General features: G+C 51.4%; 22 protein-coding genes and 1 pseudogene. 10 read left to right on the plus strand and 13 right to left on the minus strand.

Going from position 1 to position 23,769, the window contains the following annotated elements; all coding sequences use genetic code 11:
- The first annotated feature begins 4 nt into the window (after positions 1-4).
- Positions 5-1,027, plus strand: a complete 1,023-nt coding sequence (gene ytfT / locus QZF50_RS01700) for a galactofuranose ABC transporter, ATP-binding protein YtfT (RefSeq protein WP_001296689.1) — start codon at positions 5-7, stop codon at positions 1,025-1,027.
- A pseudogene (yjfF, locus tag QZF50_RS01705) lies at positions 1,014-2,009 on the plus strand (galactofuranose ABC transporter, permease protein YjfF). Before ytfT ends, yjfF begins: the two are co-directional and overlap by 14 nt.
- 32 nt (positions 2,010-2,041) lie before the next feature.
- Here yjfF and fbp read toward each other — a convergent pair.
- Positions 2,042-3,040, minus strand: coding sequence for a class 1 fructose-bisphosphatase (fbp, locus tag QZF50_RS01710; protein WP_000853753.1), 999 nt, complete (start codon positions 3,038-3,040; stop codon positions 2,042-2,044).
- Between the two features lie 175 nt (positions 3,041-3,215).
- On the opposite strand from fbp, the gene mpl reads away from it, so the two are divergent.
- Positions 3,216-4,589 (plus strand): UDP-N-acetylmuramate:L-alanyl-gamma-D-glutamyl-meso-diaminopimelate ligase, encoded by a 1,374-nt coding sequence (mpl, locus tag QZF50_RS01715; protein WP_001219792.1) that lies wholly within the window; start codon positions 3,216-3,218, stop codon positions 4,587-4,589.
- Positions 4,590-4,739: 150 nt separating this feature from the next.
- Here mpl and yjgA read toward each other — a convergent pair whose 3' ends face one another.
- Positions 4,740-5,291, minus strand: a complete 552-nt coding sequence (yjgA, locus tag QZF50_RS01720; protein ID WP_000166270.1) for a ribosome biogenesis factor YjgA — start codon at positions 5,289-5,291, stop codon at positions 4,740-4,742.
- Positions 5,292-5,384: 93 nt separating this feature from the next.
- On the opposite strand from yjgA, the gene pmbA reads away from it, so the two are divergent.
- Together pmbA and cybC are read left to right on the plus strand one after the other, a co-directional pair.
- Positions 5,385-6,737, plus strand: coding sequence for a metalloprotease PmbA (gene pmbA, locus QZF50_RS01725; RefSeq protein WP_001162171.1), 1,353 nt, complete (start codon positions 5,385-5,387; stop codon positions 6,735-6,737).
- A 182-nt stretch (positions 6,738-6,919) separates the two neighbouring features.
- Entirely contained in the window at positions 6,920-7,306 is a 387-nt protein-coding gene (gene cybC / locus QZF50_RS01730) for a cytochrome b562 (RefSeq protein WP_001232243.1), read from the plus strand.
- A gap of 44 nt (positions 7,307-7,350) precedes the next feature.
- Here the strand turns inward: cybC and nrdG are convergent, their stop codons facing one another.
- The 5 genes from nrdG to treR all read right to left on the minus strand — a co-directional run bounded on the left by nrdG (position 7,351) and on the right by treR (position 14,697).
- Complete coding sequence (gene nrdG, locus QZF50_RS01735; RefSeq protein ID WP_001106236.1) at positions 7,351-7,815, minus strand: anaerobic ribonucleoside-triphosphate reductase-activating protein; 465 nt, start codon at positions 7,813-7,815, stop codon at positions 7,351-7,353.
- Between the two features lie 157 nt (positions 7,816-7,972).
- Positions 7,973-10,111 (minus strand): anaerobic ribonucleoside-triphosphate reductase, encoded by a 2,139-nt coding sequence (nrdD, locus tag QZF50_RS01740; RefSeq protein WP_000187778.1) that lies wholly within the window; start codon positions 10,109-10,111, stop codon positions 7,973-7,975.
- A gap of 393 nt (positions 10,112-10,504) precedes the next feature.
- Complete coding sequence (treC, locus tag QZF50_RS01745; RefSeq protein WP_001349797.1) at positions 10,505-12,160, minus strand: alpha,alpha-phosphotrehalase; 1,656 nt, start codon at positions 12,158-12,160, stop codon at positions 10,505-10,507.
- A 49-nt stretch (positions 12,161-12,209) separates the two neighbouring features.
- The gene (treB, locus tag QZF50_RS01750) at positions 12,210-13,631 is read right to left on the minus strand and encodes a PTS trehalose transporter subunit IIBC (protein ID WP_001299664.1); all 1,422 of its coding nucleotides are present in this window, start codon (positions 13,629-13,631) and stop codon (positions 12,210-12,212) included.
- Between the two features lie 118 nt (positions 13,632-13,749).
- On the minus strand, positions 13,750-14,697 hold the full coding sequence (gene treR / locus QZF50_RS01755) for a trehalose operon repressor TreR (protein ID WP_001181324.1): 948 nt from the start codon (positions 14,695-14,697) through the stop codon (positions 13,750-13,752).
- A 184-nt stretch (positions 14,698-14,881) separates the two neighbouring features.
- Between treR and mgtL the strand changes: the two genes are divergently transcribed.
- Together mgtL and mgtA are read left to right on the plus strand one after the other, a co-directional pair.
- Entirely contained in the window at positions 14,882-14,935 is a 54-nt protein-coding gene (gene mgtL / locus QZF50_RS01760) for a mgtA regulatory leader peptide MgtL (RefSeq protein ID WP_001387276.1), read from the plus strand.
- A 140-nt stretch (positions 14,936-15,075) separates the two neighbouring features.
- Positions 15,076-17,772, plus strand: coding sequence for a magnesium-translocating P-type ATPase (gene mgtA, locus QZF50_RS01765; protein WP_000471889.1), 2,697 nt, complete (start codon positions 15,076-15,078; stop codon positions 17,770-17,772).
- 205 nt (positions 17,773-17,977) lie between these two features.
- Here the strand turns inward: mgtA and ridA are convergent, their stop codons facing one another.
- The 6 genes from ridA to bdcA all read right to left on the minus strand — a co-directional run bounded on the left by ridA (position 17,978) and on the right by bdcA (position 21,504).
- Positions 17,978-18,364: a 2-iminobutanoate/2-iminopropanoate deaminase gene (gene ridA, locus QZF50_RS01770; RefSeq protein WP_000047539.1), complete on the minus strand. Its 387-nt coding sequence runs from the start codon at positions 18,362-18,364 to the stop codon at positions 17,978-17,980.
- Between the two features lie 72 nt (positions 18,365-18,436).
- Positions 18,437-18,898: an aspartate carbamoyltransferase regulatory subunit gene (gene pyrI, locus QZF50_RS01775; RefSeq protein ID WP_000148581.1), complete on the minus strand. Its 462-nt coding sequence runs from the start codon at positions 18,896-18,898 to the stop codon at positions 18,437-18,439.
- A gap of 12 nt (positions 18,899-18,910) precedes the next feature.
- Positions 18,911-19,846, minus strand: coding sequence for an aspartate carbamoyltransferase (gene pyrB, locus QZF50_RS01780; protein WP_000013046.1), 936 nt, complete (start codon positions 19,844-19,846; stop codon positions 18,911-18,913).
- A gap of 3 nt (positions 19,847-19,849) precedes the next feature.
- Positions 19,850-19,984 (minus strand): pyr operon leader peptide, encoded by a 135-nt coding sequence (pyrL, locus tag QZF50_RS01785; protein ID WP_001296693.1) that lies wholly within the window; start codon positions 19,982-19,984, stop codon positions 19,850-19,852.
- A gap of 280 nt (positions 19,985-20,264) precedes the next feature.
- Positions 20,265-20,660, minus strand: coding sequence for a RidA family protein (locus QZF50_RS01790; RefSeq protein ID WP_000230281.1), 396 nt, complete (start codon positions 20,658-20,660; stop codon positions 20,265-20,267).
- 130 nt (positions 20,661-20,790) lie between these two features.
- Positions 20,791-21,504 (minus strand): SDR family oxidoreductase, encoded by a 714-nt coding sequence (bdcA, locus tag QZF50_RS01795; RefSeq protein ID WP_061892643.1) that lies wholly within the window; start codon positions 21,502-21,504, stop codon positions 20,791-20,793.
- Between the two features lie 70 nt (positions 21,505-21,574).
- On the opposite strand from bdcA, the gene QZF50_RS01800 reads away from it, so the two are divergent.
- From QZF50_RS01800 to QZF50_RS01810, 3 genes are all read left to right on the plus strand, one after another.
- Positions 21,575-22,168 (plus strand): TetR/AcrR family transcriptional regulator, encoded by a 594-nt coding sequence (locus QZF50_RS01800; RefSeq protein WP_000256656.1) that lies wholly within the window; start codon positions 21,575-21,577, stop codon positions 22,166-22,168.
- A 144-nt stretch (positions 22,169-22,312) separates the two neighbouring features.
- Positions 22,313-22,765 carry a toxin-antitoxin biofilm protein TabA gene (gene tabA, locus QZF50_RS01805; protein ID WP_000583470.1) on the plus strand — a complete coding sequence of 151 codons (453 nt, stop codon included), beginning with the start codon at positions 22,313-22,315 and terminating at the stop codon, positions 22,763-22,765.
- Positions 22,766-22,887: 122 nt separating this feature from the next.
- The coding region (locus QZF50_RS01810) for a DNA-binding protein (RefSeq protein ID WP_290388812.1) at positions 22,888-23,769 on the plus strand (882 nt) is incomplete at its 3' end.

A 23,769-nucleotide genomic window follows, 5' to 3' on the forward strand; every position in this document is an offset into this window, starting at 1 on the left:
TGTGATGCCTCAATCTCTCCCGGACACTACGCCGCCGAAAAGGCGCTTTCGCTGGCCAACGGGAATGCCGCAGCTGGCGGCGCTATTGCTGGTGCTGCTGGTCGATAGCCTGGTAGCCCCGCATTTCTGGCAGGTGGTGCTTCAGGATGGGCGTTTGTTCGGTAGCCCTATCGACATTCTTAACCGTGCAGCTCCCGTTGCGTTACTGGCGATTGGTATGACGCTGGTGATCGCCACCGGTGGGATTGATCTCTCCGTAGGGGCGGTGATGGCTATCGCCGGAGCCACAACGGCTGCGATGACGGTCGCGGGATTCAGCCTGCCGATTGTTTTGTTAAGCGCCCTGGGCACCGGCATCCTGGCGGGATTGTGGAACGGCATACTGGTAGCGATCCTCAAAATTCAGCCGTTTGTCGCCACCCTGATCCTGATGGTCGCCGGGCGCGGCGTGGCGCAACTGATCACCGCCGGGCAGATCGTCACGTTTAACTCGCCGGATCTCTCATGGTTTGGCAGCGGATCGCTGTTGTTCCTGCCAACGCCGGTCATTATCGCGGTGCTGACGCTTCTCCTGTTCTGGCTGTTGACCCGCAAAACGGCGCTGGGGATGTTTATCGAAGCCGTTGGTATCAACATTCGGGCGGCAAAAAATGCCGGGGTAAACACGCGGATCATCGTCATGCTCACCTACGTGTTGAGCGGGCTGTGTGCGGCGATTGCGGGCATTATCGTGGCGGCGGATATTCGCGGTGCCGATGCCAATAACGCCGGGTTATGGCTGGAGCTGGACGCCATTCTTGCGGTGGTGATTGGCGGCGGATCGCTGATGGGCGGGCGCTTTAACCTGCTGCTCTCAGTCGTGGGGGCGCTGATTATTCAGGGGATGAACACCGGAATTTTACTTTCTGGCTTTCCGCCGGAGATGAACCAGGTCGTAAAAGCGGTGGTGGTGCTTTGTGTGCTGATTGTTCAGTCGCAACGCTTTATCAGTCTGATTAAAGGAGTACGTAGCCATGATAAAACGTAACTTGCCGCTGATGATCACCATCGGCGTCTTTGTGCTGGGCTATCTCTACTGCCTGACCCAGTTTCCCGGTTTTGCTTCCACAAGAGTGATCTGCAATATCCTGACCGATAACGCCTTTCTTGGGATAATCGCCGTTGGCATGACCTTTGTGATCCTCTCTGGCGGTATCGATCTCTCCGTCGGTTCGGTGATCGCCTTTACTGGCGTGTTTCTGGCAAAAGTGATTGGCGATTTCGGCCTCTCGCCGCTGCTGGCGTTTCCGCTAGTGCTGGTGATGGGCTGTGCCTTTGGCGCATTTATGGGGCTTTTGATCGACGCCCTGAAGATCCCGGCATTTATCATTACCCTGGCAGGAATGTTCTTTTTGCGCGGCGTCAGCTATCTCGTTTCAGAAGAGTCGATCCCGATAAACCATCCCATTTATGACACGCTCTCAAGCCTTGCGTGGAAAATCCCTGGCGGCGGTCGCTTAAGTGCGATGGGACTGCTGATGCTGGCGGTGGTGGTTATCGGCATATTCCTCGCGCATCGTACCCGTTTTGGTAATCAGGTATACGCCATTGGCGGCAACGCAACGTCGGCAAACCTGATGGGGATTTCTACCCGCAGCACCACTATTCGCATTTATATGCTCTCCACCGGACTGGCAACGCTGGCGGGGATTGTCTTCTCGATTTATACCTAGGCCGGATATGCGCTGGCGGGCGTAGGTGTGGAACTGGATGCTATCGCCTCAGTGGTAATTGGCGGTACGCTTTTGAGCGGTGGCGTTGGAACGGTATTAGGGACGCTTTTTGGCGTGGCGATTCAGGGGCTAATTCAGACTTATATCAACTTTGACGGTACGCTGAGTTCCTGGTGGACGAAAATCGCCATCGGCATTTTGCTGTTCATTTTTATTGCCTTACAGCGTGGATTAACGGTGCTGTGGGAGAATCGTCAGAGTTCGCCAGTGACAAGAGTCAATATTGCGCAGCGATAAAAACGCCTCTCCGTGTGGAGAGGCGCAGGAGATTACGCGTCCGGGAATTCACGGATAAAGCGTTCGACATCTTCAACCATATGGTCGTTGCCGACAAAGAACGAACGGCGCTGGTGCAGAGTTTCCGGGATGATATCCAGAATACGCTCTTTGCCATCGCTCGCTTTACCGCCCGCTTGTTCCGCCAGGAATGCCATCGGGTTGCACTCATACAGCAAACGCAGTTTGCCGTCCGGGTGGCTGGCGGTGCTTGGGTAGAGATAAATACCGCCTTTCAGCAGGTTACGGTGGAAATCCGCGACCAGTGAACCGATATAACGTGAGGTATACGGGCGGTTGGTGGATTTATCTTCTTCCTGGCAGAATTTAATGTACTTCTTCACCCCGTTCGGAAACTTAATGTAGTTTCCTTCGTTGATGGAGTAGGTTTTGCCTTTCTCCGGGAAGCGCATCCGTTCCTGGCACAGGCAGAAAACGCCCAGCGAAGGATCGTAAGTAAAGGCGTGAACACCGCATCCGGTGGTGTAAACCAGCATGGTAGAGGAGCCGTATACCACGTAACCTGCCGCAACCTGTTTGTTACCAGGCTGGAGGAAATCTTCTTCCGTTACCGGCGTGCCAACAGGCGTAACGCGGCGGTAGATGGAGAAAATGGTACCGACAGAGACGTTAACATCGATGTTGGACGAGCCATCCAGGGGGTCCATCAGCACCACGTATTTTGCGTGTTCACAGCCTTCAAAGACGACAATCTCATCTTCTTCTTCAGAGGCAATGCCCGCAACGATATCGCGTGCTTTCAGTGCGGCTTTCAGTTTTTCATTAGCGAACAAGTCGAGTTTCTGCTGAACCTCGCCCTGCACGTTCTCAGCACCGCTGGCACCCAGGATATCAACCAGTCCTGCTTTGTTGATATCGCGATGGATAATCTTGGCGCCCAGTTTTATTGCCGACAGCAAAGCAGTGAGCTCACCGGTAGCATGAGAAAACTCGTGCTGCTTTTCGACAATAAATTCACCTAACGTTTTCATAAAACTTTCCCTGCAATGTTTATGGAGTAAAGCGACCGCAACAATCTTAACAAATAATCTCAATGTTGCGCTCAGGTGAATCGCGCCAGCAAATTGCGGATTATCCTGAAATGCGTTTCTCACTTGCCCGACATATGCGTAAAATGAGCGGCAGATTAAAAAAGGATAGTGACGTATGCGCATTCATATTTTAGGAATTTGTGGCACATTTATGGGCGGTCTGGCGATGCTGGCGCGCCAGTTAGGCCATGAAGTAACGGGTTCGGACGCCAATGTGTATCCGCCGATGAGCACCTTACTTGAGAAGCAAGGCATTGAGCTGATTCAGGGTTACGATGCCAGCCAGCTCGATCCGCAGCCGGATCTGGTGATTATTGGCAACGCCATGACCCGTGGAAATCCGTGTGTGGAAGCGGTACTGGAAAAAAACATCCCTTATATGTCAGGTCCACAGTGGCTGCACGATTTTGTGCTGCGCGACCGCTGGGTGCTGGCCGTTGCCGGTACACACGGCAAAACTACCACCGCGGGAATGGCGACCTGGATTCTGGAACAGTGCGGTTACAAACCGGGATTTGTGATCGGCGGTGTGCCGGGGAACTTTGAGGTTTCGGCGCGTCTGGGCGAAAGCGACTTCTTTGTTATCGAAGCGGATGAGTATGACTGCGCCTTCTTCGACAAACGCTCTAAATTTGTCCATTACTGCCCGCGTACGCTGATCCTCAACAACCTTGAGTTCGATCACGCCGATATCTTTGACGACCTGAAAGCGATCCAGAAACAGTTCCACCATCTGGTGCGTATCGTTCCGGGGCAGGGCCGTATTATCTGGCCGGAAAATGACATCAACCTGAAACAGACCATGGCGATGGGCTGCTGGAGCGAGCAGGAGCTGGTGGGTGAGCAGGGTCACTGGCAGGCGAAAAAGCTGACCACTGACGCTTCTGAATGGGAAGTCTTGCTGGATGGCGAAAAAGTGGGCGAAGTGAAATGGTCGCTGGTGGGCGAACATAATATGCACAATGGCCTGATGGCGATTGCGGCGGCTCGCCATGTTGGTGTAGCGCCTGCAGATGCCGCTAACGCGCTGGGTTCGTTTATTAACGCTCGTCGCCGTCTGGAGTTGCGTGGTGAAGCGAATGGCGTGACGGTATATGACGATTTTGCCCATCACCCGACGGCAATTCTGGCAACGCTTGCGGCGCTGCGTGGCAAAGTTGGTGGTACGGCGCGCATTATTGCTGTGCTGGAGCCGCGCTCGAATACCATGAAAATGGGGATCTGCAAAGACGATCTGGCACCTTCATTAGGTCGTGCCGATGAAGTCTTCCTGCTGCAACCGGCGCATATTCCGTGGCAGGTGGCAGAAGTGGCAGAAGCCTGCGTTCAGCCTGCACACTGGAGTGGCGATGTGGATACGCTGGCAGATATGGTGGTGAAAACCGCTCAGCCTGGCGACCATATTCTGGTCATGAGCAACGGCGGTTTTGGTGGGATCCATCAGAAACTGCTGGATGGTCTGGCGAAGAAGGCGGAAGCTGCGCAGTAATTCGGCCTCAGCCTGAGATAGCATTGCCGGATAAGGCGTTTACGCCGCATCCGGCATTTGAGCATAGTGCCTGATGCGACGCTTGATGCGTCTTATCCGGCCTACAGGTGCACCGCATCCGGCAAACCATACTCACATCAACAACGAAAATTACCCTTCATTCTCCGCCAGTTCGCGCAGATACTGGAAAATCTGGCGTGCGGATTTCGGCGGCTTATTCCCTTCTTTCTCTTTCTTCGCGTTACGGATCAGAGTACGCAGCTGCTGACGATCGGCATCGGGCCACAGATTCAATACTTCAGCGATGGCGTCATCACCTTGATCGATCAGACGATCGCGCAGGTTTTCCAGTTTATGGAACAGCACCACCTGCTGGTTGTGACGGTTTTTCAGCTTATCCAGCGCCTGACGAATAGGCTCTACGTCGCGCTGGCGCAGCATCTTACCGATGAGCTGCAACTGGCGGCGGCGACCTTCCATCTTAATACGCTGGGCGAGCTCAATAGCCGCGCGCAGATCCGCATCTAACGGGATCTTATCCAGCGCGTTTTTCCCCAGATCAACAATTTCCGCGCCAAGGCGTTTTAGCTCCTCGGCATCACGTTTAATTTCACTTTTACTGACCCAGATAATTTCATCGTCTTCGTCTTCGATGTCATCACCGGGAACGTCGTCGAGCCAGTCTTCGGGCTGCTTAGTCATCTCAGGCTCCTTAAAAAAAGAGGCTAATGTTACCAGTTAAGATGCGCACTGAAAAACGGTTCTCTGTTAGACTTCAGAGAAACTCTCTACATTATGGCACTTGCAATGAAAGTAATCTCTCAAGTTGAAGCGCAGCGCAAGATTCTGGAAGAAGCAGTTTCCACTGCGCTGGAGTTGGCCTCAGGCAAATCGGACGGTGCGGAAGTTGCCGTCAGCAAGACCACCGGCATTAGCGTAAGCACGCGTTATGGTGAAGTGGAGAATGTTGAATTCAATAGCGATGGCGCGCTGGGGATCACTGTTTATCACCAGAACCGCAAAGGTAGCGCATCATCCACCGATTTAAGCCCGCAGGCCATTGCCCGCACCGTACAGGCGGCGCTGGATATTGCCCGTTATACCTCGCCAGATCCCTGTGCCGGCGTGGCAGACAAAGAGCTGCTGGCCTTTGACGCACCAGATCTCGACTTGTTCCACCCTGCGGAAGTTTCCCCGGATGAAGCCATTGAACTGGCGGCCCGCGCAGAACAGGCGGCATTGCAGGCGGACAAACGCATTACCAATACCGAAGGCGGCAGTTTTAACAGCCACTACGGTGTCAAAGTTTTTGGCAACAGCCACGGCATGTTGCAGGGTTACTGCTCTACGCGTCATTCACTCTCCAGCTGTGTAATTGCCGAAGAAAATGGCGATATGGAGCGTGATTACGCCTACACCATTGGTCGTGCGATGAGCGATCTGCAAACGCCAGAGTGGGTTGGGGCCGACTGTGCTCGCCGTACTTTATCGCGCCTGTCACCGCGTAAACTCTCCACCATGAAAGCGCCAGTCATTTTTGCCAATGAAGTGGCAACCGGGCTTTTTGGCCATCTGGTGGGGGCGATAGCGGGTGGCTCGGTTTACCGTAAATCTACCTTTCTGCTGGATTCGCTGGGTAAACAAATTCTGCCGGACTGGCTGACCATTGAAGAGCATCCGCATCTGCTGAAAGGGCTGGCGTCGACGCCATTCGACAGCGAAGGTGTGCGCACCGAGCGTCGCGATATTATTAAAGATGGCATCCTGACTCAGTGGCTGCTGACCAGCTACTCGGCGCGGAAACTGGGGCTGAAAAGCACCGGACATGCGGGCGGTATTCACAACTGGCGGATTGCCGGACAAGGGCTAAGCTTCGAACAAATGCTCAAAGAGATGGGCACCGGGCTGGTGGTGACGGAGCTGATGGGCCAGGGCGTGAGTGCCATTACCGGTGATTATTCCCGTGGTGCAGCGGGCTTCTGGGTAGAGAATGGCGAAATTCAGTATCCCGTTAGTGAAATCACCATCGCAGGTAATTTAAAAGATATGTGGCGCAATATTGTCACCGTCGGTAACGATATTGAAACACGCAGTAATATACAGTGTGGTTCTGTGCTGTTGCCGGAGATGAAAATCGCCGGGCAGTAAAAAACTGGCGCGACCTGCCGCGCTATAAACTAAAAAATTACACAAAATCATTCGCACTGCATCGAGACGGAAAGTGAATGAGGGCCGGGGAGCGTACTCGCAGTACGTGACCCGGGCGAATGAGCGTAGCCGTCGATGAGGCAGTGTGAAGGATGAAGTGTAAATAAAAAAGGAAGTGAGCAATGCGTAAAAGCCTGTTAGCTATTCTTGCAGTCTCCTCGTTGGTATTCAGTTCTGCGTCGTTTGCCGCTGATCTTGAAGACAATATGGAAACCCTCAACGACAATTTAAAAGTGATCGAAAAAGCGGATAACGCGGCGCAAGTCAAAGACGCGTTAACGATGATGCGCGCCGCAGCGCTGGATGCGCAAAAAGCAACGCCGCCGAAGCTCGAAGATAAATCACCGGACAGCCCGGAAATGAAAGATTTCCGCCACGGTTTCGACATTCTGGTCGGTCAGATTGACGACGCGCTGAAGCTGGCAAATGAAGGTAAAGTAAAAGAAGCGCAGGCCGCCGCAGAGCAACTGAAAACGACCCGCAACGCCTATCACCAGAAGTATCGTTAATTCCTCATTTCCCTGTTGCCTGCACTCAGGTAACAGGGAACTTATCATCGCAAATGATGCACCACCTGATTGCTGCTGCCGCGCCAGATCAGGGAAGGGTCTTTTAAATCCTGCACAAACTTGCCGTCGACCAGCACGTTAATCAAATCAACAACCTGCATTTGCGTAGCGTTGAGTTCGTCGAGTTTATAGCCTGTCCACACCCAGATGTCTTTACCCGGACACTCGGCGCGGATGCGTTGTACCAGTTTCAGAATATCCGGCACGTTTTGCGGATGCAGCGGATCGCCGCCGGAGAGGGAAATACCCTGGCGTTTGATACGAGTGTCATTCAGATCGTTAATGATCTGGTCTTCCATTGCTTTGGTAAATGGCTGACCAGAATTTACCCGCCATGTGCTTTTGTTATAGCAACCGGGGCATTCATGAACACACCCGGAGACAAACAGGGTGCAGCGAGTGCCGGGGCCGTTGACGATGTCGACAGGATAGTACTGATGATAATTCATTATTTCGCCTGGCTTATCAGTCCGCGTGTAGGCTGCATCCGGTAATCAATGCCTGATGCGACGCTGTCGCGTCTTATCAGGCCTGGAGCCGTTGCCAAATGTAGGCCGGATAAGGCGTTTACGCCGCATCCGGCATTTGCTTAGCGCAGAGTGAAGATTAACCTATCTGCCCATTCCCCAAATGTTTAACGCGGCGCTTAACTTCTTCCTGCTTACCAGCGTTAAACGGACGTGCATCCGGGCTACCTAAATATCCGCACACGCGGCGAGTTACCGACACACGGGAGGCGTCATGGTTACCACATTTCGGGCAAGTGAAGCCTTTGCTGGTGCACTCGAACTCACCGGTAAAGCCACACTCGTAGCACTCATCAATCGGTGTATTGGTGCCGTAATACGGTACATGCTGATAGCTGTAATCCCAGACATCTTCCAGCGCCTTCAGGTTGTGCTGAATGTTTGGATACTCGCCGTAGCAAATGAAACCACCGTTCGCCAGCGGCGGGTAAGGCGCTTCAAAGTCGATCTTGTCGTACGGGTTCACCTTCTTCTCCACATCGAGGTGGAAACTGTTGGTGTAGTAACCTTTATCGGTCACGCCCGGCACCACGCCAAACTCAGCAGTATCGAGACGGCAGAAGCGGTCGCACAGGTTTTCACTCGGCGTGCTGTAGAGACTGAAACCATAACCCGTTTCTTCTTTCCACTGATCCACTGCCTGACGCAGACGTTCAACAATGGCGATACCTTTCGCGCGAAGCTGCTCGTTGTCGTAAACATGCTCGCCGCCGAACAGCGCGTTAATGGTTTCGTGGATGCCGATGTAACCCAGCGAAATAGACGCACGACCGTTTTTGAAGATTTCAGAAACATCATCGTCAGCATTCAGACGTACGCCACAAGCACCTTCCATATAGAGGATCGGGGCGACGCGCGCTTTCACGCCTTCGAGACGAGCGATACGGGTCATCAGCGCCTTACGTGCCAGCACCAGACGTTCATCCAGCAGCTTCCAGAAGGTGGCTTCATCGCCTTTTGCTTCCAGAGCAATACGCGGCAGGTTCAGGCTGATCACGCCGAGGTTGTTACGACCATCGTGGATCTGCTCGCCGTTTTCATTTTCCCACACGCCGAGGAAGCTGCGGCAGCCCATCGGGGTTTTAAACGAACCGGTGACTTTCACTACCTGATCGTAGTTCAGGATATCCGGATACATGCGCTTGCTTGCGCACTCCAGCGCCAGCTGTTTGATGTCGTAGTTCGGATCGCCTTTTTTATGGTTCAGACCATCGCGAATCGCAAACACCAGTTTCGGGAACACCGCAGTTTTACGGTTTTTACCGAGGCCTGCGATACGGTTACGCAGGATCGATTCCTGAATCAGGCGCGATTCCCAGCTGGTGCCCAGACCAAAACCAAAGGTTACAAACGGCGTCTGACCGTTGGCGGTGTGCAGGGTGTTTACTTCGTACTCCAGCGACTGGAAGGCATCGTAGCACTCTTTGATGGTACGAGAGTTTGCGTAGCCTTCGGCGTCCGGGATGTTCCACTCTTCTGCGGTCTTGCGATGTTTGTTGTAGCTGGCGGTAACAAACGGCGCCAGCACTTCATCGATACGGTTAATGGTGGTGCCGCCATAAATATGGCTGGCGACCTGAGCAATAATCTGCGCAGTTACCGCGGTTGCCGTAGAGATCGACTTCGGCGGTTCAATCTCGGCGTTCCCCATCTTAAAGCCCTGGGTCAGCATGCCTTTCAGGTCGATCAACATGCAGTTGAACATCGGGAAAAACGGCGAGTAATCGAGATCGTGATAGTGAATATCGCCACGCTCATGTGCCTGCACCACGTCACGCGGCAGCAGGTGCTGACGTGCATAGTGTTTAGCCACGATCCCGGCCAGCAGGTCGCGCTGGGTTGGAATCACCTTGCTGTCTTTGTTGGCGTTTTCGTTGAGTAACGAGGCGTTGGTCTGCTCGACCAGACCACGGATCTCCTGGTTCAGGCGACCGCGTTTTTCACGTTCAATGTCGCGATCGTGACGGTACTCGATGTAAGCACGAGCCAGTTGTTTGTATGGACCTGACATCAGCTGATTTTCAACTGCGGTCTGGATCTCATTGATATCCACCTGGTTGCGGCCCTGCATCTGCTCGCTGACAACCGCGGCAACAGTGGCGCAATAATCGGCATCATCGACTTCCGCTGCTTTAGCTGCACGCAGAATCGCTTCTTTGATGCGCTCTGATTTAAACGGCACTTTGCAGCCGTCTCGTTTCATCACATGCGGTGTCATGATCGCTCCATATTTTTAAGAACAGGTTATCCACAGAAATTGGGAAAGGCGTTTTCCGGTTTTTTCGTTTCGTTTTCCGGTGCTTTCCGCAATCGCCATCCGCTTATCCACAACGCCGCACCTTTTTCGTGGGGAGCTGTAGTAGCAATTATAGTCGATTAATACAACATATTGGGTTTGGACGCATTTTAAAGTCTATATATAGTGCTTTGCATCAAGGATGTTTTAACTTTTTTTGATGTAGCTCAAAGTAAAAAGCAGAGCGTACGGATGACGGGCGCTACAGCGTTATGTAAATTTTTTAATGAATTTGCTGGTTGAAAAATCAACAAAAACAACATGCTGACAGACAAAACCCCGGAATGACCGGCATTACCGGGGCTTAGGGAAGATTTACTTCTGTAACCACCAGACAGCCTCAAAAGGCCGTAAATTCATGGCACAGGGTTGTGGTGAGGCTTCTTCGTAGTTATGCATCACAAGCTGCCAGTTGCCGCGCATTTGCCCTGGCTGCCAGGGTTGGATCTCACGGCTAAGGTTGGCAATGACCAGCAAGGTTTGCCCCTTCCATTCACGGCGATAGCACCACAATACAGGGCTGTTTGGCAGCAGATCCTGGTAATTGCCCCATGTCAGGATGGCTTCTTGCTTACGCAGTGCGATTAACTTTTGGTAGGTGTAAAACACCGAGGACTCATCGGCCAGCGCGGCTTCTACGTTGATTTTTTGATAGTTATCGCCCAGGCCAATCCACGGTTCGCCAGCCGTAAACCCGGCATTATCGCCGTTGCTCCATTGCATGGGCGTGCGGCTGTTGTCACGGGATTTACTGGCGAGGATTGCCAATAACTCGTCGGCATCACGACCATCGTTGCGCAGCTCGGCAAACATATTTAGGCTCTCCACGTCGCGATAGTCAGTAATGCGCGTGAAATGCGGGTTGGTCATGCCAATCTCTTCGCCCTGGTAGATATACGGCGTTCCCTGCATGCCATGCAGCACCATCGCCAGCATTTTTGCCGCAGGCACGCGGTATTCACCTTCATCACCAAAGCGAGAAACAATGCGCGGCTGATCGTGGTTACACCAGAACAAGGCATTCCATGCCACGTTGTGCATTCCTTGTTGCCAGTGGCGGAACAATGTTTTCAACGCCACAAAGTCAGGTTTAGCCAGCGTCCATTTTTCACCACCGGGATAATCGACCTTCAGGTGATGAAAATTAAAGGTCATCGACAATTCACTGCCTGTCAGTGCCGCGTATCGCTGGCAATGCTCAAGGCTGGTGGAGGACATTTCACCTACGGTCATTAACCCGCGTGGCGTAAACACATCGCGGTTCATCTCGTGCAAAAACTCGTGTGCTCGTGGCCCGTCGGTGTAGAAGCGACGCCCGTCGCCATCCAGGTCTTCAGGGAAACGCGGGTCTTTGGAGATCAGATTCACCACATCTAGGCGCAACCCGTCGACCCCACGATCGGCCCAGAATTCACAGACTTTTTTCAGCTCTGCGCGTACCGCTGGATTCTCCCAGTTGAGATCCGCCTGTTCTGGTGCAAAGAGATGCAAATAGTACTGTTCGCTTTCCGCATGCCAGCGCCACGCACTACCGCCAAATTTTGAACGCCAGTTGTTCGGTGGCGTTTCTGGTTCGCCATCGCGCCAGATATAAAACTGGCGGTAAGGGCTTTCTTTGTTCAGCGCCTCGCGAAACCAGGCATGTTGGGTAGAGGTATGGTTAAACACCATATCGAGAATGATACGAATCCCGCGCGATTTTGCCTGCGTCACCAGTTCGTCAAAATCGTCCAGCGTGCCGTAGGTGGGATCAATCGCCGTATAGTTCGCTACATCGTAACCGTTATCGACCTGGGGAGAGACATAAAAGGGGGTTAGCCAGATGGCATCAACGCCCAGTTTATGCAGATAGTCCAGGCGTTGGATAACGCCACGTAAATCGCCGGTGCCGCTACCCGTGGTGTCCTGAAAACTCTTTGGATAAATCTGGTAGATAACGCCGTTTTGCCACCAGTGGGGAAGATTAGTCATTACGTTATTCCTGCAAATGCGAGGGGGCGCAATTGCGCCCCGAAGAAAATTAAACAATGTCCAGCGTGCCCAGGCGGTATTTCCGCTGATAGATAAACGAGGTGAGTACAATCGGGATGATGATGGCGATAGCCATTGCCAGCGCAAATACCTGCCAGTAGCTCGGTTGAATCGAGAGAATTCCCGGCAGGCCCCCTACGCCGATACCATTCGCCATAACGCCGTTCAGGCCGCATAGTAATCCTGCCAGACCAGAACCAATCATCGCGCACAGCATCGGGAAGCGATATTTCAGGTTGATGCCGTACATTGCAGGCTCAGTGACCCCAAGCCAGGCGGAGATAGCGGCAGGCACGGAGATCTCGCGTTCATTGTGCTTGCGGCTGGAAATGATAATGCCTATCACGGCGGAGCCCTGAGCGATATTCGACAGCGCAATCAGCGGCCACACTGGCGTGCCACCCATGCTTTGAATCATCTGCAAATCAATAGCAAGCGTGGTCTGGTGTACACCGGTGATCACCAGCGGGGCGTACAGGAAGCCAAACAATGCTGCGCCAATCGGAGCAAAGCTGCCGGTCATCAGGTGACGTACCGCAAAGGCAACGCCATCGCCAATCATGCGACCAAACGGACCAATCAGCGCATGGGCGAGGAACACCGCGAGGATCAGCGAACAGACGGGCACCACCACCAGATAGAGGTAATCCGGCACGATGCGTTTAAGGCGAGTTTCAATAACGCCCAGCGCCAGCCCGGCTAACAGTGCCGGGATCACCTGCGCCTGATAGCCTACTTTGGCGATGCTGAACATGCCAAAGTCCCACACTTCCGGCAGCTGCTGCCCGAGCAGATAAGCGTTCATCAGCTGGGGAGAAACCAGTGTCACGCCAAGCACGATACCAAGGATCGGCGTGCCGCCCATTTTTTTCACCGCTGACCAGCAAATACCGACCGGCAGGTAGAAGAAGATCGCTTCACCGATCAACCACAGAAAATCGTAGATCGTTTGCAGGGAAGGGTACATTTGCGCCAGCGTCTGACCGTTGCTCATGGGCAAATCGCCGATCACATTGCGAAAACCGAGGATCAAACCGCCGCTAATCAACGCGGGCAGCAGCGGGAAGAAGATCTCCGCGAAATGAGAGATCAATTGCTCATGCCATTTCATATTCTGCCGGGCGGCTTTTTTTACCTGCTCTTTATCAACCTGCGCCTGTCCGGTTGACGCAATCAGTGCTTGATAGTAATCACCCACATTGGTGCCAATCACCACCTGAAATTGCCCGGCATTGGTGAAACAGCCTTTCACCATGGGGAGTTGCTCAATTTCTTTCGGTCTGGCATTGGCCGGTTGGTTGAGGACAAAGCGCAGGCGAGTAATACAGTGGCTCACCGTCGCAATATTGCCGCGCCCGCCGACCAGTTCAATCAACCGATCGATATCCGTTTGGTTTATTTTGCTCATCATAAAGCCCCATGGCAGATGACATTTTTGGTTGGCTGCAGAATATATTGCGCGGAAAAATTTAAAAACGGGAACGTTCCCGAAACGCAGCGAAGATCACAATTTATCGTTCAGGAAACGATCAGGACAGGGTGGCGGGGATGATGATTTGTTGCGGTTCGCTGCGCCCGGTTACCTGTGCGATCAATTGGCAGGCCGCCTGGCGTCCAGCTTCGGCGTAACCAGGATCTACGGTGACGATCTCCGGATGGAGGAATTTCATTAATGGCGTATTACCGACGCTCGCCAGTTGCAAGGTGTCGATGCGTTGCTCTTGCAGGTATTTACTTGCGCCAAGTGCCAGCGTGTCGGTTGCGCACAGTAAGGCGGTAGTTTCAGGCGTAATCACTTTTGCTACGTTCTCATAGCCTTGCTTCATAGCAAGGCCTGGCAGAGCGGCAACGGGATGCAGTTTATGCGCTTTGCAGAACGCCAGGTAGGCTTCGTGACGTCGCTTCCCGGTCGTCACGTCACTATGCGGCACGCCGAGATAACTGATATTACGATGCCCCTGGTCATACAGCCGTTGCATCAGGATCTTGATTGCCCCTTCGTCGTCATAACAGACCGAAGCAAAACCTTTTGCGTCACGCGCCAGCAGAACCAGCGATGACTGCCAGTGGGCTAACATTTCTTCTGTTATGCCAGTAAAACCGAACAGCACTACGCCGTCGATATTACGCCGTTTCAGCACCCCCAAATGTTCGGCAACTAATTGCGGGGAAAACTGACTTTCCATCATGATTGGGTCGTAACCTTGTTCATAGAACGCTGGCAGCATGGTTTGAACGGCGAGATTTTCTGACAACGAATCCAGGCGGGTAACAATGATGGCGACCACTTTATCGCTTTGCCCACGCATAGCGCGCGCAGAGCGGGAAGGGGAAAATCCATGCTGATTCATCACTGCTTCAACACGCTCGCGGGTGCGCTGGCTCACGCCGCTTTCGTTATTCAGCACCCGGGAAACTGTAGATTTCCCCACGCCGCTTAAGCGTGCGATGTCTTTGATGGTCAGCCGATTTTGCATCCTGTTGTCCTGTAACGTGTTGTTTAATTATTTGAGCCTAACTTTACCCGTGCATTCAGCAATGGGTAAAGTCTGGTTTATCGTTGGTTTAGTTGCCAGCAGGTATTATATCGCCATAGATGCTACGAATATTATTGGATTCTCCTTATTATTTGCGGCGCTTTATTCACTTACCGGAGGTTATATGGAACCTGATCCCACGCCTCTCCCTCGACGGAGATTAAAACTTTTCCGGTAAGCCCGTCTTTTCACGGCGTTACCGGATGCGTAAGGCCGTGACGTTTTAACGTCCCTGCTCAGCTTTATTACCTTCAGGTAAGGCTTCGCCACGCCTGAAGACATTTCTGTACTGTTTCAGACAGTGCGGAGGGACTCCTTATGTTTAAAGAAATCTTTACCCGGCTCATTCGCCATTTACCTTCCCGTCTGGTTCATCGTGATCCATTGCCTGGCGCGCAGCAGACAGTGAATACGGTGGTCCCGCCGTCCTTAAGTGCGCATTGCCTGAAAATGGCGGTGATGCCCGAAGAAGAATTATGGAAAACGTTCGACACCCATCCGGAAGGGTTAAATCAGGCGGAAGTGGAATCTGCCCGCGAACAACATGGTGAAAATAAATTACCCGCACAACAACCGTCGCCGTGGTGGGTACATTTATGGGTCTGCTATCGCAACCCATTTAATATTTTACTCACCATTCTCGGCGCTATTTCTTACGCCACGGAAGATTTATTTGCCGCGGGCGTTATTGCGCTAATGGTCGCTATTTCAACGTTACTGAACTTTATTCAGGAAGCACGTTCCACTAAAGCGGCAGATGCCCTGAAAGCGATGGTCAGCAATACCGCGACGGTGCTGCGCGTAATTAACGACAAAGGCGAAAATGGCTGGCTGGAGATCCCGATCGACCAGCTGGTGCCCGGCGATATTATAAAACTGGCGGCGGGAGATATGATCCCGGCAGATTTACGTATCTTGCAGGCGCGGGATCTGTTCGTCGCTCAGGCGTCGTTAACCGGTGAGTCTCTGCCCGTGGAAAAAGCCGCTACCACTCGCCAGCCGGAGCACAGCAATCCGCTGGAGTGCGACACGCTGTGTTTTATGGGCACCACCGTGGTGAGCGGCACGGCACAAGCAATGGTGATTGCTACAGGTGCCAATACCTGGTTTGGTCAACTGGCGGGGCGTGTTAGTGAGCAGGAAAGCGAGCCGAATGCCTTTCAGCAAGGGATCAGCCGCGTCAGTATGCTGCTGATTCGCTTTATGCTGGTGATGGCTCCGGTGGTGCTGTTAATCAATGGTTACACCAAAGGCGACTGGTGGGAAGCGGCACTGTTTGCGCTTTCGGTCGCGGTAGGCTTAACGCCGGAAATGTTGCCGATGATTGTTACCTCGACGCTGGCGCGCGGCGCAGTAAAGCTGTCGAAACAGAAAGTGATCGTCAAACATCTGGATGCTATTCAGAACTTTGGCGCAATGGATATTCTGTGCACTGATAAAACTGGCACCCTGACACAGGACAAAATTGTGCTGGAGAATCATACCGATATCTCCGGTAAAACCAGCGAACGCGTGCTGCATAGCGCGTGGTTGAACAGTCATTATCAGACCGGACTTAAAAACCTGCTCGATACAGCGGTGCTCGAAGGTACGGATGAAGAGTCAGCGCGCTCGCTGGCCAGTCGTTGGCAAAAAATTGATGAGATTCCGTTTGATTTCGAGCGTCGCCGGATGTCGGTGGTAGTGGCAGAAAATACCGAGCACCATCAGCTGGTTTGCAAAGGTGCATTGCAGGAAATCCTCAATGTGTGTTCGCAGGTGCGTCACAATGGCGAGATTGTGCCGCTCGATGACATCATGCTGCGTAAGATTAAGCGGGTTACTGATACGCTTAATCGTCAGGGGCTGCGCGTGGTTGCGGTGGCGACGAAATACCTGCCAGCGCGTGAAGGAGATTACCAGCGGGCGGATGAATCCGACCTGATCCTCGAAGGATATATTGCTTTCCTTGATCCGCCAAAAGAGACAACCGCTCCGGCACTGAAGGCATTAAAAGCGAGTGGCATTACCGTAAAAATCCTTACTGGCGACAGTGAGTTAGTTGCAGCGAAAGTGTGCCATGAAGTGGGGCTGGACGCGGGAGAGGTGGTCATTGGTAGTGATATTGAAACGCTATCTGACGACGAACTGGCAAATCTTGCACAGCGCACCACGCTGTTTGCCCGCCTGACGCCGATGCATAAAGAACGCATTGTGACCTTACTGAAGCGCGAAGGGCATGTGGTTGGCTTTATGGGCGATGGTATTAATGATGCGCCCGCCTTACGCGCTGCGGATATCGGCATTTCTGTGGACGGCGCGGTAGATATCGCCCGTGAAGCGGCTGATATCATCCTGCTGGAAAAAAGCCTGATGGTGCTGGAAGAGGGGGTTATTGAGGGACGTCGCACTTTCGCCAACATGCTGAAATACATCAAAATGACGGCGAGCTCTAACTTCGGTAATGTGTTCAGCGTGCTGGTGGCGAGTGCTTTCTTGCCCTTCCTGCCGATGTTGCCGTTACACTTGCTTATTCAGAACTTGCTGTACGATGTGTCACAGGTGGCGATCCCGTTTGATAACGTCGACGACGAGCAAATTCAAAAGCCGCAACGTTGGAATCCGGCGGATCTGGGGCGCTTTATGATCTTCTTCGGACCGATCAGCTCGATCTTCGATATTCTGACGTTTTGCCTGATGTGGTGGGTATTCCATGCCAACACGCCGGAAACGCAAACGCTGTTCCAGTCGGGATGGTTTGTGGTGGGCTTACTGTCGCAAACGCTGATTGTGCATATGATCCGCACCCGCCGTGTGCCGTTTATTCAGAGCTGTGCATCGTGGCCGTTAATGATCATGACCGTGATCGTGATGATTGTCGGGATCGCATTGCCGTTTTCACCGCTGGCCAGTTATCTGCAACTGCAGGCGCTGCCGTTAAGCTATTTCCCGTGGCTGGTTGCGATTCTGGCAGGGTATATGACATTAACTCAGTTGGTGAAAGGATTTTATAGCCGTCGTTACGGCTGGCAGTAAAGAATAAACTGGGCACGATAGCCCCGATTCAGATTGCAGACAAAGTAAGCTTTGTTCATGCCGGATGCGGCGTAAATGCCTTATCCGGCCAACAAATTCAATAAATTGCAGGAATCACGTAGGCCTGATAAGCGTAGCGCATCAGGCGATTTTGCGTTTGTCATCAGACTTAATCCGGGCATGATAGCCCGGATTTCCATCAAGATTAGCGACGAACAGCGATCGCTTCGATCTCAATTTTTACGTCTTTCGGCAGACGGGCAACTTCAACGCAAGAACGTGCCGGGAAGGTGGCGTTGTGTTCGGTGAAGAAGGCTTCGTAAGTGGCGTTTACGGTTGCGAAGTCGTTCAGATCTTTCACAAACACGGTGGTTTTAACGATATCGCCCACTTTCAGGCCAGCGGCTTCGACAATCGCTTTTACGTTATCCAGCGACTGACGTGCCTGTGCAGCGACGTCTGCCGGTACTTCGCCCGTTTTCGGATTTACCGGGATCTGGCCGGAGGTGATGATCATATTGCCCAGATCAACGCCCTGTACGTAAGGACCGATAGCTGCCGGTGCATTTTCCGTCGCGATAGTTTTGCTCATGATTTCTCCTTTATTACAGCGGTAAAAAGTCTGGCTCATTATAGGGAGCCAGACTTTTATTACCAACCGCAATTAATTGGCCAGCACCACATTATGGGAAAACTCTTTTTCACAGTATTTGCATTTGAGCGCGATGTCATTGGCGCGTTTTCGCACGGCAAAGCTGGAAGAAACCGGTTCGGCATGGCTGATACAGTTGCTGTTCGGGCAGACCAGCACATTGTCGATGCGCTCTGGCAGACTGGGGCGCGATTTACCCACCACTTCATAGTTGTCGATACGGTTAACCGTGGCTTGCGGCGCATACAATGCCAGTTGATCTACCTGATCTTCACTCAAAAAGGTATTTTCGATTTTGATCAGATCTTTGCGGCCCATCTCGCCAGAAGGCAAGTTCAGACCGATGGTGATGCGCTGATCCGTTTCGGTCAGCTTGAACAGACTCAACAGCTTAAAACCGATCTGGGCGGGGATATGGTCAATTACCGTGCCGCGTTTAATAGCTTCAACCTGCAATTTATTATCGTGTGTCATCTCTATTTCCCCTTACAGTACCAGATCGCGATTCAGAACCAGTGCCAGTAACGCCTGGCGAGCGAAAATCCCGTTGCCTGCCTGCTGGAAGTACCAGGCGTGTGGCGTTTTATCAACATCCGTCGCAATCTCATCAACACGCGGCAGCGGATGCAGCACTTTCATATTGGCTTTGGCGTTGTGGAGATCGCTGGCGCGAAGAACAAACTGCGCTTTCACGTTGGCGTACTCGGACGGGTCCAGACGCTCTTTTTGCACGCGGGTCATGTACAGGATGTCTACTTCCGCCATCACTTCTTCAATAGAGCTGTGCAGACTCCATGCGATCCCTTTTTCATCGAGCATATCCAGAATGTATTGCGGCATTGCCAGCGCGTCCGGCGCGATGAAGTAAAAACGGTTGCCGTCGAACTTCGCTAACGCCTGAGTCAGGGAGTGAACGGTGCGGCCATATTTCAGGTCACCAACCATTGCGACGTGGAGATTGTCCAGACGCCCCTGGGTTTCCTGAATAGTGAATAAGTCCAGCAAGGTTTGCGTCGGATGTTGGTTGGAGCCATCACCGGCATTCAGTACCGGTACATTGCCGGAAAACTCGGTGGCCAGGCGCGCCGCACCTTCCTGCGGATGACGCATCACTATCGCATCGACGTAAGTGCTGATAACCGAAATGGTATCGGCCAGCGTTTCGCCCTTTTTACCCAGTGATGTATTGGCGCTGTCGGAGAAGCCCACCACGCTGGCACCCAGGCGGTGCATAGATGTTTCGAAAGAGAGGCGGGTACGGGTAGAGGCTTCGAAGAAACAGCTGGCAATGACTTTGTGCTTCAACAGCTCTGGTTGCGGGTTTGCTTTCAGTTTCGCCGCTGTCGCCAGCACCAGATTAAGGTCATCGCGACTAAGGTCGTTTATGGAAATGATATGTTTCTGATATAGCGGATTAGCCATCTTTTATCTCCTGACGCCTGGGCAAAAAAAAGCCCCTCGATTGAGGGGCTGGGAATGGGTGATCAACGGGAAGAAAAACGGCAGGCCAGCGTCTTTTTTCAGACGCGGTAAGACAAAATGTCGAACACACTGAACCATACATCCTCCCGGCAAATTGTCCGGCATTATACTCATCGTCAGAAGCGGTGCAAGCATTTGATGCAATATTTTGTCAGCGCAAACGGTTTATTTGAATTATAAGTCAAAATGCATGCATTTTTATTTGTTGTGATTCTGCAGGGGAACGGTCGTTCGGTATCAATAATTGCAGACATTTCCTGCTTTTTTCTTTTTCACTTTCACGCAATCAGATATGCATTTTATTCCATTCATCCGACTTATAGGGCGGAGTGTGAAAACGAACGGCTAACACTATTGCTTACTGCTCAGGGATGCGCGCTATCACTTTAATTTCAAAATCAAAGCCTGCCAGCCATGTAACACCTACCGCCGTCCAGTTTGGATAAGGTGGGGCGCTAAATATTTCATTTTTCACCGTCATGATGTCTTCAAATTGGTTTTCTGGATCGGTATGGAAGCTCGTAACATCAATGATATCGTCAAAAGTGCATCCCGCAGCAGCCAGGGTCGCATGCAAATTATCAAATGCCAGTCTGACTTGTTGCTGAAAATCGGGTTCTGGTGTTCCGTCCTCTCGACTTCCTACTTGCCCGGAAACAAACAGCAAATCGCCGGAACGAATAGCCGCAGAATAACGATGTTCAGCATACAGTGAATGTCGGCCTGCAGGGAAAACAGCGGTTCTTTCTACCATTTGGTTATCCTCAAGATTTACGACATGAACAGAAGATTTATATTTACCAGGAGCCGCTTTTAGCGGACGACGTGAGTAAACAAAACCCAGACATCATGGATAATGGCTGGGCTTAATTGAGCGTAGTCGGTTATGCGCCAAACGCGCCATCAATGGTATGCATCGCGCCGGTAACAAAACTGGCTTCTGGCCCTGCTAACCATGCGACCATACCAGCGACCTCTTCCGGTTGCCCATGTCTTTTGATAGCCATCAAACTATGCAACATATCGCGCATTGGCCCGTTGGCGGGATTAGCGTCGGTATCAATTGGCCCTGGCTGGACGACGTTGATGGTGATCCCACGCGGTCCAAAATCACGGGCCAGCCCGCGCGCCATGCCTTGCAGGGCAGATTTGCTGGCGGCATAAGCAGCCATGCCTGCAACAGGCATACGATCGCCATTCACGGAGCCGATGATTAAGATGCGCCCGCCTTCGGGCATCTGCCGGGCGGCTTCAACGGAGGCATGGTAAGGAGCATGAATATTGATTTTGAAAAGGTGATCAATATCGTCGGCATTTAATTCCAGGGCATCGCCAAAGACGCCAATACCTGCATTTACCACGAGGATATCCAATGCGCCGCTCTTACGAACGACATCAATAACAGCGTCTCTGTCAGCACTATCTGTGAATACTGCTGTCGCTCCCGTCTCTTGTGCCAGGCGTTCAGCGGCATCTTTCGACCCCGCATAGGTGAATCGTACATTGGCCCCATCGGTGACGAAACGACGTACGATAGCGGCACCGATACCACGACTGCCACCGAGGATGAGAACTGTCTTACCTGTAAAAGCGCCCATAAGGACTCCTTGATTTATTATGTAACATGCATTACAAAACTGTTTTAACTTTCTGTCAACAGGTTTTGTAATGGTCACTAAAAAACAATCTCGCGTTCCAGGTCGTCCCAGACGTTTCGCTCCTGAGCAGGCAATCTCTGCGGCAAAAGTGCTTTTTCACCAAAAAGGTTTCGATGCTGTCAGTGTTGCTGAAGTTACTGATTATCTTGGTATTAACCCCCCGAGCCTCTACGCGGCTTTTGGCAGTAAAGCTGGGTTATTTAGCCGTGTACTCAATGAATACGTCGGTACGGAAGCTATTCCGCTTGCCGATATTCTTCGTGATGATCGTCCAGTAGGCGAGTGCCTGGTTGAGGTATTAAAAGAAGCGGCGCGCAGATATAGCCAAAACGGCGGCTGCGCTGGCTGTATGGTTCTTGAAGGTATTCATAGTCATGATCCACTAGCGCGTGATATTGCCGTTCAATATTATCACGCCGCAGAAACGACCATTTATGACTATATCGCCAGGCGGCATCCACAAAGCGCACAATGTGTGACTGATTTTATGAGTACCGTGATGTCAGGGCTTTCTGCGAAGGCACGGGAGGGGCACTCAATCGAACAACTCTGTGCAACAGCTGCACTGGCGGGGGAAGCGATAAAAACTCTTCTCAAGGAGTGATGCTGGCCTTGATCCGAAAGGCGGGAACGCGCCTGCCGATAAGTTGTGATAAGACAATAATTCACGCGTTAAGGCTAGCGGAATTGATCATCTTTTCGTATAACGATAGAAATGAAACGTTGTTTTAATTAAGGAGTGGAAAAGATGATCATCGGAAATATTCATAATCTTCAGCCGTGGCTACCCCAGGAGTTACGCCAGGCGATTGAGCATATCAAAGCACACGTTACGGCAGAAACGCCAAAGGGCAAGCACGATATCGAAGGCAATCGTCTGTTTTATCTTATCTCGGAAGATATGACCGAGCCGTACGAAGCCCGCCGTGCGGAGTACCATGCCCGCTATCTCGACATTCAGATTGTGTTAAAAGGTCAGGAAGGCATGACCTTCAGCACGCAACCTGCAGGCACGCCGGATACCGACTGGTTAGCTGATAAAGACATCGCATTTTTGCCGGAAGGCGTTGATGAGAAAACAGTTATCCTTAATGAAGGTGATTTTGTTGTGTTTTATCCGGGGGAAGTGCATAAACCGCTGTGCGCAGTGGGTGCACCAGCCCAGGTTCGCAAAGCAGTAGTGAAGATGCTGATGGCGTGATGACTTTTCGCCGTAAATAACTCCAGATTTACGGCGAGTTTGTGAAAAGAGCGTTTTTTGATATTTTTTTGTGAGTAAAATTTGTAATGCTTAGACGTTCTTATTAACTCAAGGAGTCCGTCATGAGCAAAATATCAGGTTGGAATTTTTCTCAAAACATTACATCAGCCGACAATTGTAAACAAAAAAATGAAGACTTAGATACCTGGTATGTGGGAATGAATGATTTTGCCCGAATTGCCGGAGGGCAGAATAGCAGAAGCAATATTCTTTCTCCCAGAGCATTTTTGGAGTTTTTGGCTAAGATATTTACCCTGAGTTATGTGGATTTTAGCAAACGCTCCAACGAAGCGGGTAGAAATATGATGGCTCATATTAAGTCCTCATCTTATATCAAAAATAATGATGGTAGTGAGATAATGAAGTTTGTTATGAATAATCCTGAAGGGGAGCGAGCGGATTTATCTAAGGTGGAAATAGAAATTACACTTGCCTCAGCTTTTAATAATGGGATTCGTGAAGGACATACAGTCATTATATTTACACAACCTGATGGTTCGACTAATCGTTATGAAGGGAAGTCCTTTGAAAGAAAAGATGAGAGTTCATTACACCTGATTACTAACAAGATTCTGGCGTGTTACCAACGCGAAGCTAACAAGGAAATAGCTCGTCTATTAAATATTCCGCAGGAGTTAAATAATTCTCAGGACTTGAATAACTCGCAGGTGAGTTGTAAAGATTCAGTTGATTCTACGATTACGGATTTATTAGAAAAACCATTGAATAATGCATTATTAGCAATAAGGAAAGAACATCTGCTATTAATGCCTTATGTATGTAATGAATCGATTTCATACTTGCTTGGTGAAAAAGGGATACTGAAAGAAATAGATGACCTTAACGCAGTAAATAATTATCTTCTTAATAATAAGAAAGCTACTGACAATGAAATTAATGACATCAAAGTTAACCTGTCTCATATTCTTATTGCTTCCTTAGAT

It is taken from the genome of uncultured Escherichia sp. (assembly GCF_948475835.1).
Lineage (GTDB): Bacteria > Pseudomonadota > Gammaproteobacteria > Enterobacterales > Enterobacteriaceae > ECMA0423.

What these genes read in the sequence shown, in the direction of transcription:
- treC (WP_001349797.1), bottom strand. Translation starts at nt 12,160, where the DNA reads ATGACTAATCTTCCCCACTGGTGGCAAAACGGCGTTATCTACCAGATT.
- ytfT (WP_001296689.1), top strand. Translation starts at nt 5, where the DNA reads ATGCCTCAATCTCTCCCGGACACTACGCCGCCGAAAAGGCGCTTTCGC.
- tabA (WP_000583470.1), top strand. Translation starts at nt 22,313, where the DNA reads ATGATCATCGGAAATATTCATAATCTTCAGCCGTGGCTACCCCAGGAG.
- nrdD (WP_000187778.1), bottom strand. Translation starts at nt 10,111, where the DNA reads ATGACACCGCATGTGATGAAACGAGACGGCTGCAAAGTGCCGTTTAAA.
- fbp (WP_000853753.1), bottom strand. Translation starts at nt 3,040, where the DNA reads ATGAAAACGTTAGGTGAATTTATTGTCGAAAAGCAGCACGAGTTTTCT.
- bdcA (WP_061892643.1), bottom strand. Translation starts at nt 21,504, where the DNA reads ATGGGCGCTTTTACAGGTAAGACAGTTCTCATCCTCGGTGGCAGTCGT.
- QZF50_RS01790 (WP_000230281.1), bottom strand. Translation starts at nt 20,660, where the DNA reads ATGGTAGAAAGAACCGCTGTTTTCCCTGCAGGCCGACATTCACTGTAT.
- mpl (WP_001219792.1), top strand. Translation starts at nt 3,216, where the DNA reads ATGCGCATTCATATTTTAGGAATTTGTGGCACATTTATGGGCGGTCTG.
- pyrL (WP_001296693.1), bottom strand. Translation starts at nt 19,984, where the DNA reads ATGGTTCAGTGTGTTCGACATTTTGTCTTACCGCGTCTGAAAAAAGAC.
- nrdG (WP_001106236.1), bottom strand. Translation starts at nt 7,815, where the DNA reads ATGAATTATCATCAGTACTATCCTGTCGACATCGTCAACGGCCCCGGC.
- mgtA (WP_000471889.1), top strand. Translation starts at nt 15,076, where the DNA reads ATGTTTAAAGAAATCTTTACCCGGCTCATTCGCCATTTACCTTCCCGT.
- ridA (WP_000047539.1), bottom strand. Translation starts at nt 18,364, where the DNA reads ATGAGCAAAACTATCGCGACGGAAAATGCACCGGCAGCTATCGGTCCT.
- yjgA (WP_000166270.1), bottom strand. Translation starts at nt 5,291, where the DNA reads ATGACTAAGCAGCCCGAAGACTGGCTCGACGACGTTCCCGGTGATGAC.
- treR (WP_001181324.1), bottom strand. Translation starts at nt 14,697, where the DNA reads ATGCAAAATCGGCTGACCATCAAAGACATCGCACGCTTAAGCGGCGTG.
- pyrB (WP_000013046.1), bottom strand. Translation starts at nt 19,846, where the DNA reads ATGGCTAATCCGCTATATCAGAAACATATCATTTCCATAAACGACCTT.
- treB (WP_001299664.1), bottom strand. Translation starts at nt 13,631, where the DNA reads ATGATGAGCAAAATAAACCAAACGGATATCGATCGGTTGATTGAACTG.
- pyrI (WP_000148581.1), bottom strand. Translation starts at nt 18,898, where the DNA reads ATGACACACGATAATAAATTGCAGGTTGAAGCTATTAAACGCGGCACG.
- pmbA (WP_001162171.1), top strand. Translation starts at nt 5,385, where the DNA reads ATGGCACTTGCAATGAAAGTAATCTCTCAAGTTGAAGCGCAGCGCAAG.
- QZF50_RS01800 (WP_000256656.1), top strand. Translation starts at nt 21,575, where the DNA reads ATGGTCACTAAAAAACAATCTCGCGTTCCAGGTCGTCCCAGACGTTTC.
- cybC (WP_001232243.1), top strand. Translation starts at nt 6,920, where the DNA reads ATGCGTAAAAGCCTGTTAGCTATTCTTGCAGTCTCCTCGTTGGTATTC.